The 17,124-nt window shown below is 55.2% G+C and carries 18 protein-coding genes; 9 read left to right on the forward strand and 9 right to left on the reverse strand.

Annotated features, from left to right (window positions below; genetic code table 11):
- Positions 1–55: 55 nt before the first annotated feature.
- Complete coding sequence (locus CLV88_RS11515; protein ID WP_243403644.1) at positions 56–1,267, forward strand: ROK family transcriptional regulator; 1,212 nt, start codon at positions 56–58, stop codon at positions 1,265–1,267.
- Positions 1,268–1,315: 48 nt separating this feature from the next.
- Here the strand turns inward: CLV88_RS11515 and CLV88_RS11520 are convergent, their stop codons facing one another.
- The 4 genes from CLV88_RS11520 to CLV88_RS11535 form a co-directional block, all read right to left on the reverse strand.
- On the reverse strand, positions 1,316–2,164 hold the full coding sequence (locus CLV88_RS11520; protein WP_106608551.1) for an enoyl-CoA hydratase/isomerase family protein: 849 nt from the start codon (positions 2,162–2,164) through the stop codon (positions 1,316–1,318).
- A gap of 74 nt (positions 2,165–2,238) precedes the next feature.
- Positions 2,239–3,027, reverse strand: coding sequence for an SDR family NAD(P)-dependent oxidoreductase (locus CLV88_RS11525; protein WP_106608552.1), 789 nt, complete (start codon positions 3,025–3,027; stop codon positions 2,239–2,241).
- A 13-nt stretch (positions 3,028–3,040) separates the two neighbouring features.
- On the reverse strand, positions 3,041–4,006 hold the full coding sequence (locus tag CLV88_RS11530) for an LLM class oxidoreductase (protein ID WP_106608553.1): 966 nt from the start codon (positions 4,004–4,006) through the stop codon (positions 3,041–3,043).
- A gap of 12 nt (positions 4,007–4,018) precedes the next feature.
- Positions 4,019–4,795, reverse strand: coding sequence for a CmcJ/NvfI family oxidoreductase (locus CLV88_RS11535; RefSeq protein ID WP_106608673.1), 777 nt, complete (start codon positions 4,793–4,795; stop codon positions 4,019–4,021).
- Between the two features lie 114 nt (positions 4,796–4,909).
- Between CLV88_RS11535 and CLV88_RS11540 the strand changes: the two genes are divergently transcribed.
- On the forward strand, positions 4,910–5,824 hold the full coding sequence (locus CLV88_RS11540) for a LysR family transcriptional regulator (protein ID WP_165798882.1): 915 nt from the start codon (positions 4,910–4,912) through the stop codon (positions 5,822–5,824).
- 27 nt (positions 5,825–5,851) lie between these two features.
- On the opposite strand, the gene CLV88_RS11545 is transcribed toward CLV88_RS11540, so the two are convergent.
- The 4 genes from CLV88_RS11545 to CLV88_RS11560 are packed head-to-tail and all read right to left on the reverse strand — an operon-like array spanning position 5,852 to position 9,519.
- The gene (locus CLV88_RS11545) at positions 5,852–7,045 is read right to left on the reverse strand and encodes a M24 family metallopeptidase (RefSeq protein ID WP_106608555.1); all 1,194 of its coding nucleotides are present in this window, start codon (positions 7,043–7,045) and stop codon (positions 5,852–5,854) included.
- A gap of 2 nt (positions 7,046–7,047) precedes the next feature.
- Complete coding sequence (locus tag CLV88_RS11550; protein ID WP_106608556.1) at positions 7,048–7,473, reverse strand: cupin domain-containing protein; 426 nt, start codon at positions 7,471–7,473, stop codon at positions 7,048–7,050.
- A 1-nt stretch (position 7,474) separates the two neighbouring features.
- Complete coding sequence (locus CLV88_RS11555; protein WP_106608557.1) at positions 7,475–8,314, reverse strand: phosphoenolpyruvate hydrolase family protein; 840 nt, start codon at positions 8,312–8,314, stop codon at positions 7,475–7,477.
- Between the two features lie 2 nt (positions 8,315–8,316).
- The gene (locus tag CLV88_RS11560) at positions 8,317–9,519 is read right to left on the reverse strand and encodes a Tm-1-like ATP-binding domain-containing protein (RefSeq protein WP_106608558.1); all 1,203 of its coding nucleotides are present in this window, start codon (positions 9,517–9,519) and stop codon (positions 8,317–8,319) included.
- 65 nt (positions 9,520–9,584) lie between these two features.
- Between CLV88_RS11560 and CLV88_RS11565 the strand changes: the two genes are divergently transcribed.
- From CLV88_RS11565 to CLV88_RS11595, 7 genes are all read left to right on the forward strand, one after another.
- Positions 9,585–10,214: a TetR/AcrR family transcriptional regulator gene (locus CLV88_RS11565; protein WP_207797051.1), complete on the forward strand. Its 630-nt coding sequence runs from the start codon at positions 9,585–9,587 to the stop codon at positions 10,212–10,214.
- 311 nt (positions 10,215–10,525) lie between these two features.
- Complete coding sequence (locus tag CLV88_RS11570; protein WP_106608560.1) at positions 10,526–11,836, forward strand: ABC transporter substrate-binding protein; 1,311 nt, start codon at positions 10,526–10,528, stop codon at positions 11,834–11,836.
- Positions 11,837–11,934: 98 nt separating this feature from the next.
- Positions 11,935–12,828, forward strand: coding sequence for a carbohydrate ABC transporter permease (locus CLV88_RS11575; protein WP_165798872.1), 894 nt, complete (start codon positions 11,935–11,937; stop codon positions 12,826–12,828).
- Between the two features lies 1 nt (position 12,829).
- Positions 12,830–13,792, forward strand: a complete 963-nt coding sequence (locus CLV88_RS11580) for a carbohydrate ABC transporter permease (RefSeq protein WP_106608562.1) — start codon at positions 12,830–12,832, stop codon at positions 13,790–13,792.
- Positions 13,789–14,001 (forward strand): hypothetical protein, encoded by a 213-nt coding sequence (locus CLV88_RS11585; protein WP_106608563.1) that lies wholly within the window; start codon positions 13,789–13,791, stop codon positions 13,999–14,001. The genes CLV88_RS11580 and CLV88_RS11585 overlap by 4 nt, the downstream gene beginning before the upstream one ends.
- The gene (locus CLV88_RS11590) at positions 14,001–15,086 is read left to right on the forward strand and encodes an ABC transporter ATP-binding protein (protein ID WP_106608564.1); all 1,086 of its coding nucleotides are present in this window, start codon (positions 14,001–14,003) and stop codon (positions 15,084–15,086) included. The genes CLV88_RS11585 and CLV88_RS11590 overlap by 1 nt, the downstream gene beginning before the upstream one ends.
- Positions 15,086–16,159, forward strand: a complete 1,074-nt coding sequence (locus tag CLV88_RS11595; RefSeq protein ID WP_106608565.1) for an ABC transporter ATP-binding protein — start codon at positions 15,086–15,088, stop codon at positions 16,157–16,159. Before CLV88_RS11590 ends, CLV88_RS11595 begins: the two co-directional genes overlap by 1 nt.
- Here the strand turns inward: CLV88_RS11595 and CLV88_RS11600 are convergent.
- Positions 16,156–17,124, reverse strand: coding sequence for an NAD(P)-dependent oxidoreductase (locus tag CLV88_RS11600; protein ID WP_106608566.1), 969 nt, complete (start codon positions 17,122–17,124; stop codon positions 16,156–16,158). The two genes, CLV88_RS11595 and CLV88_RS11600, sit on opposite strands and share 4 nt — an antisense overlap.

A 17,124-nucleotide genomic window follows, 5' to 3' on the forward strand; every position in this document is an offset into this window, starting at 1 on the left:
TAAACTTGATTTATTAATTAGAGATGCCATCTTTCCAAAGGGATAGGAGGTGTCTATGGTCAGATCCATGGATAAAGAGACGTTGGTACAATTCACCGGTGGCGTGAACCAGAGTGGTGTTCGTGACCACAATGAGCGCCTGATTTTAACGGTATTACAACGACATGGACCAACACCGGGCGCAGATGTTGCGCGTCTTACCGGACTGTCTCCGCAAACGGTATCCATCATCCTGCGCAAGCTGGAGAAAGACGAGATTCTTCGTCGCGGTACGCCCATTCGCGGGAAAGTTGGTAAACCCTCGATCCCGATGGAGCTAAATCCTGACGGGGTTTTGTCCATCGGAATGAAGGTTGGTCGACGCAGCGCGGACCTGTTGTTGATCGATTTCACCGGCAAACCGCGCCGGCAGCTTTCCATTGCCTACGATTATCCGTTTCCCGACACGGTGTTCGGTTTCCTTGAAAATGGGATCGAACAACTGCTTGCGGGTGAGCCTGAAAAGCTGCGCTCGCGCGTTTGTGGCATTGGCATCGGCACACCGTTTGAGTTGTGGAAATGGCATGACCTGACCGGGGTCGCCGCGGAGAAATTCCGGTCCTGGAAGGACGTGAACTTTATGGCCGAGGTCGCCAAATTTAGCGATCTTCCGGTCTTTGTGGTGAACGATGCAACAGCCGCGTGTCATGCGGAACACCTTTATGGCCGTGGTGGTGAGTATCGAGACTACTTCTACTTTTTCATCGGTTCCATGATTGGCGGGGGTGTTGTTCTGAACGGCACGGTATTTGAGGGCAATCAGGGCAATGCCGGGGCCTTGGGGGCAATGCGCACCACCGGTCCGCTTGGGGAAAGCCAACAGCTGATTGATGTCGCTTCGCTTCATCTTCTGGAGGACAGGTTGGTTCAATCCGGGCTGGATCCCGCGATACTCTGGAAAAAGCCCCAAGACTGGAGCAGCATCGCGCGTTATGTCGACCCCTGGATCGGGACCACAGCACAGGAATTGGCCAAGGCGGCGCTGTCGATCTGTGCAGTGATCGATTTTGAAGCCATCTTTATCGATGGCGCGTTTCCAGAAGATGTGCGCGAAGAACTGGTGGCGCGGGTGCGTCGTTATCTGCTCAATCAGGACAAACGCGGGCTCATTCCACCAAAGGTCGAGGACGGGTCCGTTGGCGAGAATGCAAGAGGCATTGGCGCGGCCAGCAGCCCGATCTTTCGACAGTTCCTTTTGAACACCAATGCCGGATTGTCTGTCATCTGATACAAAACGGGCCACTCACCAGAGCAGCCCGTGTTTGTCGATCGAGGCTCAATCGTTGATGTCCTGAACCTTCATGACCAGTTCATTCCAGTTGCGCTGGTTTTCGATGTCATGCTCCAGCCCTTGCTCATCTGCGATGGTAAAACGTTTGATGGCAGGGGTTTTGCTGGTGGCTTGATAGAGCCAATACGCCTCTGCCTTGAGTGCTGCATCAATCGGTTTGTCGATGGATTCATAGACCATTTGTTTACATGCGTTGATGGAGGCGGCCGGAAATTGCGCAATGCGCTGTGCGAGCGCGTCGACATAGGGTCCGATCTCATCCGGCTCCAGTGCCTTGTTGATTGTGCCCATGCGTTCGGCGTCGTCCGCATCATAATCCTGCGCGCTGAGGATGATTTCCAGCGCCCGGCCCAAACCGGTCTGACGCGCCATACGCGCCGCGCCGCCACCACAGGGCAGAATGCCCATGCCAACTTCCATCTGCATGAACTTGAACTTGCCACGCGCGGCAAACCGCATGTCCAGCGCCAGCGCGAGCTCGTGGCCACCGCCGCGTGCGAACCCTTCGAGCTTGGCAATGGTGGCTTGCGGCACCTTGCTGAGGCGTTCGCAAACCACCTGCAAGTCCAGCAATTGCGCGTCCTCACGTGACACAGCCTCAGTCGACATATCCTTGAGCAATTCCGTATCGTAATGGCAGACCCAGATTTCCGGGTTGGCGGATTGGAACACAACAACCTTGGTGTTGCTGTCCCGCTCAAGCCGCATGGCAAGGCTGTTGAGATCAGCCAGCATTTGCTGACCCTGCACGTTTACAGTCCCGAAATCAAAGGTCACCGTAGCAATGGCGTTTTCAACGTGAACGTCAAAGGTTTGAAAGTTATCGTATTTCATTGGGCAGTCCTTTCTTGGTCCTCGGCATCACGGATGCGAGGAAGTACGTATTGCTGATTGAGATTTGTGCCTGTTTATGTGTGTTGCTGAGCGAAGGCTTTGATTGCCGCCATTACGTCGCTGCTGTGCTTGGCACTCAGCGCCGCGCTATGCGGGTTGGCAAACGCGGCGGCGTCATTGTCAAAATACGCGCCCGACGCCTGTGCGAACCGTTGACTAAGCGCTGCGTCGATCAGAATATCTGCGCCTTGGCTGAGGTCACTTCCCGCAACGCCAAACCCTTCTTTCACCATTTTTGAGGCAAGCAGGGAACCGGGATTGACTGCGATCATGGCCGGCCCATTTGGCAACTCTTTGGCCCATTCGCGGGTCCAGATTGTGATGGCCAGCTTGCTTTGGGCGTAGGCATCCATATCCGACAGGCGTGTTTTACCATGCATGGCGTTGATATCGACCGGAGCCTGTGCCGCTGAGGACAGGTTCACCACCCGGCCATCCGCAGGCAGGATTGGTAAGAGCAGCTGTGTCAGCAGGTAGGGGGCAAACGCGTTAACCACAAAGCGAATATCGAGCCCGTTTTCGAGCACGGATTGCGGCGCTTTCAAAACCCCGGCATTGTTGATCAGTACGTCAATATGGTCGTGTTTGGCGCGGATATCGGTGGCAAGCGATGTCACCGCGCACATGTCAGACAGATCAGCGTTGAATGTCTCGACATTGCCGCCAACCTGCTTGGCCGCCGCTTGCAGCTTGGCCACACTGCGCCCGTGCAGCAATACGTGATGCCCGTCAGCCGCCAGTTTTTGCGCCGTTAGCAGGCCGATACCGTCGGTCGCGCCGGTGATAAGAATGGTCTTGGTCATTGATGGATTTCCCTTAAGAAAAATCGGGCAGCAGATCATCCGCCAACCGTTTGAGTGTGGAGTCAATTGACCCGCCGTTAAAACGCAGATTGAGGGCCACGTGGTTTACACCAAGTGACTCAATCTCTTGGAGGTAACGGCGCAGGAAATGTGTGCCGGATTGAAAGCCCAAGTGGATCGGACGCGCCGGTGCATCTGCGGTGTCCAGAAGATCGACGTATAGCGACTGCATCACAGGTTTGTCTGGTTGTCCCACCGCCACAAGACGCGCGCGATAGTCGCCAATCACGTGCCCTTGCGAGGTTGCATCGCGCGGATAGGTCATCCAGCCATCGCCGTTTTGGGCCACCCATTCAGGTGTTTGCTGGCTGCCACCGGTGATCAGCAAGGGCAGGCGGGGCCCATTGGGTTTGGGCAACAGGTCGATACCACCGGACAGATCCCCATGCGCGCTTGTGTGCTGAGGGTAGGGCGCACCAACTGCGCGGATATAGGCCACACTGTCGCGAAACCGCTCTCCTCGATCCGGGTAGCTTTGCGCCATTGCGGGGTATTCTTCTGTCCGGTCGCCAGATGCGACGCCCAGCAGCAACCGGCCATCAGACAGAACATCCACCGTCGCGGCCGCCTTTGCCACATGGGCGGGATGGCGCAAAGGCAGGATGATACTGGCCGTGCCAAGCGCGATCTTTTCCGTCACCGCCGCCAATGTGCCTAAGTACACAAACGGATCATACATCTGACCGGGATCGCCAAAGCTTGGCACATTAAACGGCACGTCACGCAGCCAAAGTGCTGTGAAACCCAAAGTTTCCGCCAATTGCGCGGCCTGAATGTGGTTGCACATGGTAGGTGTGGCGCCAACCGAATACGCCTCGAGCGGCAGGACAAGTCCGATGCTCAGACGATTGGGTTGATAGACCTGATTATACGCCCGGTTGATCGGGGCAAATGACCCGGATTGTGTATTCGCCAACATACTTCCCTCCGATTAGTAACGTACCAGCGTGCGGCTTTCGATGCTCTTGCGAATGGTGGTGACGTTCGGGTCCTCGACCATGTCCAGCGCGCTAAGCGCAATCGAAGGCAGCCCGCGATTGTCATAAATGTTAAAGAACGCAATCTCTTGCGGCGTCATTTTGGACTGATACAGCCATTCATGGCCGGGGTTGCCGGCAAGCCCCATGAATTGGCCTTTGCGATCGGGATAGATCAGGTCGAGCAAAATCCAGTCTGTCGGATCGACGGTTGAGGGTCGCACAAACCCGAGTGGTGCGCTGTTGATTACTGCCTCAACCGGTCGCCAAATGTTAATGAAGGCATAGTGGCCGTCGCTCCATTCCTTGGCCCGATCCGCACCAAGCAGGCTAACCAACCGCTGTTTTGCACCATCTTCACTATAGTCGCTGTGCACATTGCGCGCCGGTTTACGGGTCGCATCTGGGTTATCCTCGCGCATGGTGTGGTCAAAGATCACGACCTCGCGGGTGTTCAACCGATTTGTCAGAAACTGCGTCAGCTCGCGGTCATAGGTCTTTTGCCAATGGTCTGAGGTGAACGCATTCACCGAACTTGGCAGGGTCACGAACTCGACCGCGTCCTGTTCAAATCGAACGTCACTTGCCGACCCGCGCAGATCAGTCAGGTGCACATGTGTCGGTGCAAGTTCGGGTGAGATCAAAGTTCCAACGACACCACCCGCGTCCAGCTCAAACGCTTGGCGTTCGGCTTTATGAACATGGTAGTTGACTGTGGCTGTGCGTGCCATCTGGCTGCGCTCCTGAATGTTGCGTCCTTCGATGAAGCTAGACATATATGCTGGCATTCAGCGAATAAACGACCTATGTCGGGAATAAAAATTCGGGTTTCGAATATAATGAGTATCGACACAGACGGGTTGCGCCTGTTCATTCTGGCCGCTGATATGCTGAATATCAGCGCAGCCGGGCGCGAACTGGGTATGGCGCCTGCCGTGTCCAGCGCCAAATTGGCAAAGCTGGAACACAGTGTCGGTGCCGAGCTGTTGCACCGCACAACACGCAAGGTTTCTCTGTCCTTGGAAGGTGCCGATTTTCTGCCCTTTGCACGAGAGATGATAGCCCAAGAGGATGCGGCGCTTGCTGCATTGGGAAAGGGTGCGACGCATATCAGCGGCACCCTGCGTTTTGCCGCGCCCAGCAGTTTTGCGCAGATTTATATCGCACCGATCCTGCCAAAGTTTCTGGATCAGTATCCGGACATTACATTGGACCTTAAACTGTCGGATGTTCAGTTTGACCTGATCGAGGGCAGCTATGACCTTGCGCTGCGCAACGCGCCTTTGGTGGATACCAGCCTCAAGGGGCGCAAGCTGGCGGATGATACGCGAATCCTGTGCGCCGCGCCTGCCTATCTGGATGCGCAAGGCACGCCTGAAACACCTTCCGACCTGACCAGCCACAAGCTTATTGCGTTTCGGCATCCGGGGGCGCGGCCACTAAAATCGAGCTCTGGTGAAACGGCGACTTTCAACCCCGGTGCCGCGCAAGGCCAGTTGATCATGGATGACGGCCTTAGCCAGAAACAGGCCACCCTGGCAGGAGCGGGAATATCGCTAAACGCGCTCTGGAGCGTGCACGAAGAACTCCGCACCGGAGATCTGGTGCGCGTGCTGCCGGATTACGAAGGCGCAGAGGCGAATGTTCTCTGGCTGATCTACCCGAAATCCAACGTGGTTTCGCCCAAAGTGCGGGTCTTTATGGATTTCCTAATTACGGAAATTGGCAGGGCCCCACCGTGGGAGGCCCTAAAGATTTGACACAGCGCAAACACCTGTGTGCATTATTCAAACAGAAGCAGAACCAACAGCGTTCCAGCCACGCCCCGTGGTGCCAAACATCTCATATCCGGTGTCTGTCACGGTGACGGTGTCTTCGAGTTTGATGAAACCACGTGTAGGGTGCAGCATCGTGGTTTCCAACGAGAGAACCATGCCCGTTTGCAGGGGCTTGTCTGCGTCGGTGCCATCATAACGCACCGGGTGGTTGGTCATGATGAATGGTGCCTCATGACTGATTAACCCCATGCCGTGCCCAAAGAAATCTGTGCAGGCGCTGTTGGGGTTTGCCTGCATCACGGATTGCGCATAGGCGATAACATCACCAGCCGTGGTGCCTGCACGCACCTTACCAAAGGCGGCTTGTTGGACGGTTTCGACTTCGTTCAGCAAGTCGTTCAGTTCGCTATCCGGCTCTCCCAGGATGCCCATGCGGCAGATATCACCGATGTATCCGTGCAAGTTTCCACCTGAATCCATCGAGATGATTTCACCCTCGGCCAGCGTTTGCGGACCGGCGGCCCGGTTGTGGCTGCTGCCAAGGGTCAACAAGCAATAGTCAAAGGCCAGACCGCGGTTTGTCTCTTCGCGGCGCAAACGCTCGATGATGTCGGTCTTGCTGTCGCCTGCGCGCGTTGCAGCCATGGTTGCCTGCATCGCGTCGGTAATACCGTCTGACGCACGGCGCAGCAGCGTCAGTTCCTTTTCAGATTTGATCGCGCGCAGAGTTTCCAAAATATCGCCAGCGTCTGACAGCATTGCGTTGGGGTAGGCGTCGACAATCATGTCATGCGCATCTGACGGTATAAACGCGCGCTCAAGACCAATCCTCGGTGATGCAACCCCCATCTCCTTGAGATGTGCCAAAGCGGCTTGTGTTGCATCCGTTGATCCCCAGCTGGCAGGCATAAAATGCGGCACCCAGAACGGGTGGTTCCGATGCTCGCCCGCCTCCATGACATTGCCAACATAGCCGGTCTTGTCGACAGCACCTTTGAAATACAAAAGATACGGCAAATACCGGCTGTGACCGATGGCATCCATCGCCGTGAAAAAGATGAACTGATGCCCGCCCAACAGGTATTTCACATTGTGCTTTGACGTGATCATCAAAACATCAAGCCCCGCCGCTTCCATAAGATCATCAAGATGGGCGAAGCTGTAAGGCAGATCTTCAACTGAGCTGGCAAGATGGTAGGACATGGTCAACCTCCGAGGGCGGATTTAGGGATAACGTGGAAATCAGGGAGTTCTTTTAAAAGTTCTTCGGGGCCTGCGGGTGAGTAGACTACAAAAATTTCCATCGGCTCGTCACCAGTGTTCAGGGTCGAATGAAACCTGCTTTCGGGAATAAAAACGGTACAACCGGGGCCCACAGTTTTTGTGTGTGGTACACCGTTTTCGTCTTCGACCATCTGGGCGCCTGTGCCCTTAACGATAAATATAATCTCCTCTGAACCGGGGTGATTATGCCGGTCATGACCTTTGCCGGGGGGCACATGTACTACGGCTGCTGAGAACGTTTTGGCCCCGTTCACCTGTGGGGCCAGCGTGACCGCCAGCCGCCCCCAATCAAACCCATAATTGTCCACATCATTGGGATAGTTAAAGAAGGTGTCTGTGTCAGGCATGTCAGCTCCCCTGCATGGAAATGGATTTAAAGGTTTGAATTTGCTCGTGAATGGCCACTTCAGCGGGTAGTCGCTCGGCCGAGCTTGCGCCATAGAAACCATGGCATCGGTCGCAGTGCGCCAGAACATAGGCTGCATCGTCGGGCATCGAGATCGGGCCGCCATGGCACAGGATAATAACGTCTTCACGTACAGAACGTGCCGCTGCCGAAATCGCATCAATTTCCACCACGCAATCGTCCAGCGTTTTGGCGGATGTGGCACCAATGGTGCCGCCGGTGGTCACACCCATGTGGGCGACAATGATATCTGCGCCCGCCTTGGTCATGGCGACGGCCTCGTCGGGGGTAAACACATAGGGTGTGGTCAAAAGGTCAAGCGTGTGCGCCTGTGCGATCATGTCGACCTCGAGCGCGTATCCCATGCCGGTTTCTTCAAAGCTCTGACGCATTGCGCCGTCAAATAGGCCGATCGTTGGGAAATTCTGGACACCGGAAAACCCCATCGCCTTTAGCTCGGCCAGAAATTGGGGCATCAGCACAAAAGGATCGGTTCCATTGACACCGGCCAGAACCGGGGTGCGCTGCACGACCGGCAATACCTCGACCGCCATCTCCTTGACGATCTCATTGGCGTTGCCATAGGCCAACAGACCGGCAGCAGAACCACGCCCAGCCATCCGGTAACGCCCTGAATTATATATGATAATCAAATCAATCCCACCGGCTTCCTCTGATTTGGCCGAAAGACCTGTTCCAGCACCCCCTCCGATGATCGGGCGACCGTCATCGATCAAGGCTTGTAAGTTTTTCAGGATTGTGGCGCGGGCAATGGCTGGCATGTTCAGTCCTCAGTGAGCTTCTGGAATGTTGCGGCCAAGGCGGCGGCAAATTCTGGGTCGTTGATGTGATAAGGCAGGCGTGTGACCTGCCGTGATTTGGTGATTTGGATGGTGTCTTCCAATGCGTTGAAGAGGGCGGCGTTTGCCTCGGGCCACCAAAATTCTCCGCCTTCAATATCGAGCATAGAGACGCCCTTTTCTGGTATCAATAGGGTAACTCGCCCCCCACAGGCATTCAGCTTTTCCCCGATCCACCGGCCAAAATCGGCATTCTCAGCCGGGGTTGTCCGCATCAGTGTGACATTCGGATTGTGGTGATAGAATTTTCGGTCCGCAAAAATTGCCGGAACCGTGTCTGGTGCCCAGAAGTTGACCATGTCCAGCGCGCCGGGGGCACCCACCCAAGGGATTTGCCCGCGCGCCACCACATCAAGCCTTTCAGGAAGACAAGGCAACACGCCGCCCACCCGAAAGTCGCAAAGCTCAGTTAGGGTCACGTCGATCAAACCACACAGACTGCCTTCTTCGGCCAGCCGCTCCATCGTTTGCCCGCCTGTCCCCGTGGCATGAAAAATAAGAGGATCGACAGTGCCCGCGATCAGGTCGGCGACATGTGTGACGCAGGGTGTCGTGACGCCAAACATAGAAAGCCCGACGGCTTGCTTCGTGTCTTTGGTCACAGGTGCAGGGTTATGCACCATTCCCAGTAATCCATGAGCCGCATTGTGCAAAACCTGGCGACTGACTCTATTTAGCCCAGCCAGATCTGTGATCGCAGGCACCATGATCGTGTCAGAAACTCCGACAAAGGCAGATGTATCGCCCGACGCCAGAGTTGAAACAATCATCTTGGGAATGCCGTAGGGCAGGGCGCGCAGACCGGCGGAAATGATGGACGTCCCACCGCCGCCCCCAATGCCAAGTATTCCGGCGATGTCTTCCTTGTGCATGGTGCAGAATGCGGAAAATGCCGTACTCATGGCGCTTACAGCTGCGCCGCGGTCGTCGCTCTCAAAGACCGAAGAATCAAAGTTCGGCATCGCCGCGCCAACCTCTTGTGCGGTGATATCCACGGCGCAATTGGGCCTGCGAATGCCGACATCCACCACCTTAATCGGTGTGCCACTTGGTTCGAGAATCGCACGTAAATACGCGAGTTCGTCGCCCTTGGTGTCTGCTGTTCCTACAACATATATCGCGGTCAACTGATTGTTCCTCTTGCGAAAACCGGGTCTCGTGCAGTGTCCAAAAATGGGATATTGATATCATTATGAGACTGCCGTACCATATTGACATGAACGTACCACGTCAACAAAGCGACCCAGCCCCACTGAAAGGGGCCCGCGCCAGAACCCGCAAGCTGATGCTGACCACTGCACGGCACATGATGCAGGACGGGTTGTCGCCGTCGGTGAGCGAGGTGGCGGAAGCGGCGGAGGTTTCGCGTTCGACCGCCTATCGGTACTTCCCAACCAAGGAAGCGATGGTGCGCGCCGTTGTAGGGGAAACATTGGGGCCCATTTTGGAATGGCGTTCCGAGCTGACCGCAGCTGACGCGCGGGTCAGTGATCTGATCCGGTTTTCCTTTCCTCGTATCGTGCGCAACGAAGCAACCTTTAAGGCGGCTCTGCGTGTCGAGCTCGAAGCGGGAGCGGCGGGAAGCCAAGCAGACGACAATGCGCCGATCCGTGGGCATCGTATGGAGCTGATAGGGCGTGCGCTTGAAGGCGTTCCGCCATCGGTAGAAAAAGAACGACTGTCGCAGGTGCTTGCCGTTCTGTTTGGTGTTGAGGCGCTGACCGTTCTGAATGACATTTGTGGCCTTGATGGTGCACAGGCCGAAGACGTGGTCGTCTGGGCAGCCGAGGCGCTGACGCGAGTGACGCTGGAAGATACCTGAATTTCGAATCTGCAATCTGGCCATACCAGAATAGTAGCATTGTTTTAATTTTTGGATCGAATTTTTTGCAACCTTGTAACTCATTTTGACAAAGTTCTTGCGTTGAGTATTTTTAACTTATTGTATTTTAAGGTTTTAAATTTGCTTCGAAAAATGTGCGAATAGTTATTTTTGTTGACACATGGCTAAAACTGGTAGTACCAAAATGAGGTGACGCGGGAGAATAATAAAAGAATAATCGCCCGCTTCTTTGTGAATGGTCCGACCAGTCGTGTCGGACAAACAGACATAAAACTGGGAGGAAGTTACAAATGTCTACCAAACTGAAAGGCCTGTTCGCTGGTGTGGCAATGTCCACAATGGCTGTAACAGCCGCAAACGCGGAGGATCTCGTGATCTTCTGGGCGGAATGGGATCCAGCGAACTTCTTGCAGGAACTCGTAAATGAATATGAAGAAGAAACTGGAATTTCGGTCACAGTCGAGACCACGCCGTGGTCGGACTTTCAGACCAAAGCCTTTACCGAGTTCAATGCGCGCGGGTCTGCCTATGACATGATTGTCGGCGACAGCCAGTGGTTGGGCGCGGCGTCTGAAGGCGGGCACTATGTCGAGATGACCGATTTCTTTGCCGAGCATAATGTCGGTGGCGTGATGGCGCCTGCGACAGTCAAGTATTACGCGGAATATCCGGGCAACTCGGGCAAATACTGGTCGATCCCAGCCGAAGGTGACGCGGTTGGCTGGTCCTACCGCAAAGACTGGTTTGAAGATCCCGCCGAAATGGAAGCCTTTAAGGCCAAGTATGGCTATGATCTCGCGCCGCCAGCTACATGGGCCCAGCTACTGGACATGGCAGAATTCTTTCACCGTCCAGACGAAGACCGCTACGGTGTCGCGATCTACACTGACAACTCGTATGACGCGTTGGTTATGGGCGTCGAGAACGCAATTTTCTCATACGGCGCAGAACTGGGCGACTTCGAAACCTATGAGGTCGAAGGCATCCTGAATTCGCCTCAAGCCGTTCAGGCACTAGAGGACTACAAAAAGCTCTACGGCTATACACCTCCGGGTTGGGCCAAAACCTTCTTCGTCGAGAACAACCAAGCGATCACCGAAGGCCTTGCGGCCATGTCGATGAACTATTTCGCGTTCTTCCCGGCGCTCTTGAACGAGGCCACTAACCCGCATGCGGCCAATACCGGCTTTTTTGCCAATCCGGCAGGACCAACTGGTGCTCAGCACGCAGCACTGGGCGGGCAGGGTATCTCCGTCGTGAGCTACTCGGACAATCAGGAAGAATCTTTCGCGTTTCTTGAGTGGTTCATTCGGGAAGATGTCCAAAAACGTTGGGCAGAGCTGGGTGGCTACACCGCACACGCCGCCACGCTGGAAAGCGAAGAGTTCCGTCAGGCAACGCCCTATAACGAGGCCTTTTATCAGACCATGTTCAAGGTCAAGGACTTCTGGGCCGTGCCTGAATTTGCAGAGCTTCTGACCGCAGCAAACCAGCGTTTGTATCCATTCATCGTGGGCGATGAAGGAACAGCACAGGAGACGCTTGATGCTCTGGCCGCAGATTGGGCTGCTACGTTCAAGAAATATGGCCGGACCCAATAACCGACCACTTTCCGGGGGCACAATGCGGCCCCCGGACCATCAGATTTCAACTCACATAAAAAAACAACGGGACCGGGCCAGTGGCACAGGTAGACGTCATGACACATAGCGAACCACGCGCCGGACATTCCGCTGCACGAGGGTTGAGCGACAAATCGATCAGGAATTTGTTTATTTTTCCAACGATTGCTTTCCTCATCATCTTCAATATTTTCCCCTTGCTGTTCTCGCTTTACACCAGCTTTACCGATTTTAGGGCGTCGACAAACGCGCCTGCAAACTGGGTCGGGCTTGAGAACTACTCGTACCTGCTGACCAACGAATTCATCTGGCGCAATTTCACCATTACCGCCAAATACGTGCTGATCTCGGTCAGCGGTCAGGTGATTGTCGGGTTTGGGCTGGCCTTGCTCTTGAACCGTTACATGCCGTTCAAGGGGTTGATCACCACCCTTTTGCTACTGCCTATGATGCTGTCCATGGCCGTCGTCGGCCTGTTTTGGAAGCTGCTATACGATCCCAACTTTGGCATCATCAATCACTCGCTCGGCCTTGGTAAGTTCGAATGGCTCGCCAACCCGGATATGGCGCTGTGGGCCGTGGCCATCACCGATATCTGGATGTGGTCACCCTTTGTCATGCTGCTGTCGCTTGCCGGTCTCTCGGCGGTTCCCAAGCACCTCTATGAGGCGGCCGAGATTGACAGGGCGGGCACGTTTTACACATTTTTCCGCATCACGCTCCCGCTGGTCGCACCGATCCTGATGATCGCGATCATTTTCCGCACGATGGAAGCGTTTAAGACGTTTGATCTGGCCTACATCCTGTCGAGCCAGCCAACAACCGAGCTGATCGCGATCCGCCTTTACAAGATGGCGTTCCTTGAATGGCAGACCGGGCTGTCTTCGGCATTCGCCTACATCGTGCTCGTTATGGTCGTGGGGATCACCATGATCTACGTGAAATACCTAAACAAAGTGAAGGAGCGCTGAGATGGCCGCTGTTCGTTCTCAACGCGAAGTCTGGGTCAACCGGGCGGCAATCGCGGCTGTATTGGTGGCTCTGGTTGTCATGCTGGCTCCGATCTACTGGATCACGTCAACCGCGTTTAAGCCGCGCAACCTCGCCACGACCATCCCTCCGACAGTGGTGTTCGAGCCGACAATTGCGCCCTTTGTTAAGCTGTTTGTCAAACGCTCTCAACTGCGCCAGCCGGTAGATCAGGAAACCTACGATGCGGCCCCCTGGTGGGAGCAAATGGTTCTGGATGGCGGCGAAAAGGTGGTGCGGTCCGGAAAAACCAAGAAAGTCAGACCCTCGGGTTATGGCAAGAGGTTCCGCAATTCGCTGATTGTCTCGATAATCTCAACCGCGCTTGCGGTCAGTATGGGCACGCTTACGGCCTACGGGTTTTCACGCTTCAAGGTGAAAGGGGAAGACGACCTGCTGTTCTTCATCTTGTCGACAAGGATGCTGCCACCTGTTGTGGTCGCGATCCCGATGTTCCTGATGTATCGAACGGTGGGGCTAAACGACACGCATCTGGGGCTGATAATCCTGTACACGGCGTTCAACCTGTCGTTCTCGGTCTGGATCATGAAAGGGTTCATCGACGAGATCCCGCGAGAATACGAAGAGGCGGCGCTGGTCGATGGCTATACCCGTATTCAGGCCTTCTTCAAGATCGTGCTCCCCGAAGCGATGACCGGCATCGCAGCAACAGCGGTATTCTGTTTCATCACAGCCTGGAACGAGTATGCGTTTGCGCTGATCATGACCAACCGCAAGGCGCAAACCGCACCTCCGTTTATCCCGAGCCAAGTTGGGTCAGGCTTGCCTGACTGGACGGTGATTGCAGCCGGGACATTTCTCTTCCTGTTGCCGGTTGCAATCTTCACTTTCCTGCTCAGGAACCATCTCCTGCGCGGCATGTCCTTCGGAGCGATCCGCAAATGACCTTTAAACAGCTCAACAAAAAATACTTCGAACCGGGCGCGCAGGGCCTGATGATCTTTGGTATCATCGCCCTTTGCCAACCCTGGAGTTTCTGGCTGCATAACAACGGCCTGATCCTGACATTAACGGGGCTGGTTTCGTTCATGATCACATCCAAAATTCCGCCCGAACCAGAGGTCGCGGATGATGAACCAGAGGATTTGGTCTGATGGCTGAAATTGAAATACGAAATATTGGCAAGTTCTTTGGTCCGGTCGAGGTGCTCAAAGACGTCAGCATGACCATTGCTGATGGAGAATTTGTGGTGATGCTGGGTGAATCCGGCTGTGGTAAAACCACGACGCTGCGCTCTATTGCCGGGCTGGAAAGTGTCACATCCGGGCAGATCCTGATCGACGGAGCGGAAGTGCAGGACAAGAAAGCATCTGATCGTGATATTGCCTTCGTGTTCCAGAGCTTCTCGCTTTATCCGCATATGAGTGTTTACGAAAACATCGCCTTCCCTCTGCGTGCCGTGCGGATGAACACCAGTGATCGCGAGGCCGCGGTTAAGGAAGTGGCCGATATTTTACAAATCGGACCGCTGTTGAACCGCAAACCTTCTGCGCTTTCTGGCGGTGATATGCAGCGGGTGGCGATTGGCCGTGCCTTGGTGCGCCGCCCCAAGGCGCTGTTGATGGATGAGCCGATTGGTGCGCTGGATGCCAAGCTGCGCGAACAAATGCGGGCCGAGATTAAGCGTCTGCACATCTCGCGCGGCTCGACCTCGGTTTATGTCACCCATGACCAGATCGAAGCGATGTCGCTGGCGGACCGCATTGTCATTATGAATGACGGTATTCTGCAACAGATCGGCGCGCCCGAGGAAGTGTATCTGCGCCCCGCTAACCTTTTTGTGGCTCAGTTTGTCGGCAGCCCGGTGATGAACGTTACTGATGTCGCCCTAAGTGGCGATGCCCGTGTGGTGATCGGTGGAAACGAGCAAGGGTTTCAATTTCCGGGGCAAGTGGTGAGCCATCTGAATGGCGCGCCACTCTCGCTTGGGATCCGCCCCGAGGCGGTTCTGCTCAGCCATGACGCGGCCCACGGCGCCATCGAAGTGGAAACCACAAATGTCGAACCACTTGGCAGCCACGACATCGTGGATGTTCGGGTTGGCGATACTGTTTTGCGATCCCGCACCGAGGCCGGCTTCATCAAGAGCGAAGGTCAAAAAGTCTGGGTCGGACTTGACCCGCTACAGGCGCATTTCTTTGACCGCGACAGCGGGCAGGCACTCAGAGGGACAAACTGATGTCACAGATTAAGCTTCAGAATATCTCCAAAACCTTTGGCGTAAACAAAGCGCTGCGCGGGCTGGACCTGACGATAGAAGACGGCGAGTTTTTCGTTCTTCTGGGCCAGACGGGTGCGGGAAAAACAACTACGTTGCGCATCATTGCCGGGTTGGAAAAACCCAATGAAGGCCAAGTGTTAATTGATGGTCAGAATGTTGCTGACTGGAATGCCGCTGAACGAGATGTGGCGTTGGTGTTGCAACAATATTCGCTTTACCCACGTTTGACCGTTCGTGGAAATCTGGAATTCCCGCTGAAATCAAAAATCCGCAATATGACCCAGGAACAGATCAAGCAACGCGTTGATCAGGCTGCGGAAACACTGCACATCACCCCGTTATTGGATCGCAAGGTCGAGCGCCTTTCCGGGGGTGAGATGCAGCGCGTTTCGATTGGCCGTGCGATTGTGCGCGAACCGCGGGTCTTTTTGATGGATGAACCGCTTTCAGCGCTGGACGCCAAGCTGCGCGAAGTGCTGCGGGTGGAGTTGAAAAAGCTGCATAATGAGCTGGGCGCGACGTTTCTGTTTGTAACCCACGATCAGGTTGAGGCCATGTCGATGGGTGACAAGATCGGGGTTTTAAACAGGGGCAAGCTGGTCCAGGTTGGCACACCCGCCGAAGTTTATTCTAACCCGGTGAACACCTTTGTCGCCCGCGCGGTTGGCTCGCCGCCGATGAACCTGTTGGACGGCCAATTGTCGGCAGGTAGCGCGCAAATTGGGGCCGGCGCGTTTACTCTGCCGGTGGTCGCGAACAGCGGTAAGGACGGCAGAGAGCTAACCTTTGGTATTCGCCCCGAGGATGTGACACTCGAATCCGGTGCGCCTGTCGAGGGACGTGTGTTTGACATCGAGGATCATGGTGTGATCAAAATCCTGACACTGGATGTGGGGCAAAACCGGTTACACGCAACTGTGCCCGCGCAAATGTCAGTGAAACTGGATGACAGCGTACGCTTTGGATGGAAACCCGAGAAGGTGCTGATGTTTGATCGCGGAACCGGGATCAACCTCGCGGTATCGGCCTAGCCAAACTTTGCCCGATAGGCGCTTTCGACCTCGGGGTTGCAAAAATTTTCAGGAAGTTCGCCCGAGATGATCCGGCGAACTTCTTTCACCACTCCTTCGCCCATGCGGCGCATACTTTCTTCGGTAATTCCTGCCATATGGGGTGTCAAAATCACATTGTTGAGCGACATGAAAGGATGATCGCGCGCCAGTGGCTGTGTGGAAAACACATCCAGTGCAGCTCCACCCAGATGCCCGGACTGCAAACCGTCAATCAGGGCAGTCTCGTCCACCACCGGCCCACGCGAAACATTTACCAATATGCTTCGTGGTTTCATATTTTGCACGGCGGCAGCATCAATCAACCCCCGCGTCTCATCGGTCAACGGGCAAGTTAAAGCCACAACATCAGACACTTGCAACAGTTCGATTATTGATACTGCGGGTACCGAAGGGGGCAGGCGTGCAGGTGTCCGTGTTGCTGCAACAACGTTCATGGCAAAGCCATGTGTGGCGATCTTCTCGATCTGGCGGCCGATATTGCCAAACCCAATAATACCCAGCGTCTTGCCGCTTAATTCGCGCCCAGAAACGGAATGTTGCCGGCCGGCCTCCCACCCGTTGCGGTGCAGATCAACTGTCACTTCCGGGTTGCGTCTGAGCAGCGATAGCGCTGACCAAATGACATGCTCTGCAACCGTCACGGCATTTGCGCCGGGCACATTGGCAACCAATGCACCAACTGCTGTCGCCACCTCAACCGGGATCATGTCAAGCCCGGCCCCGTGCCGAACCAAGGCCCGCAGTTGCGGCTCGCGCCGGATGATCGCGGGATCAATTGGCGCGCGCACCACAATGATATCCGCGCCTTGGCTACCCTGCATAATGTCCGCCGGAGTAGGGGACTTAGCAATGGAATAGTCGCCTAGATCGCGCAGGTCTTGTGTCACGCCGGGATCCAGGGAATGCGTCGAAAAAATCCGCAT

It is taken from the genome of Shimia abyssi (genome assembly GCF_003014475.1).
Taxonomy (GTDB): domain Bacteria; phylum Pseudomonadota; class Alphaproteobacteria; order Rhodobacterales; family Rhodobacteraceae; genus Shimia; species Shimia abyssi.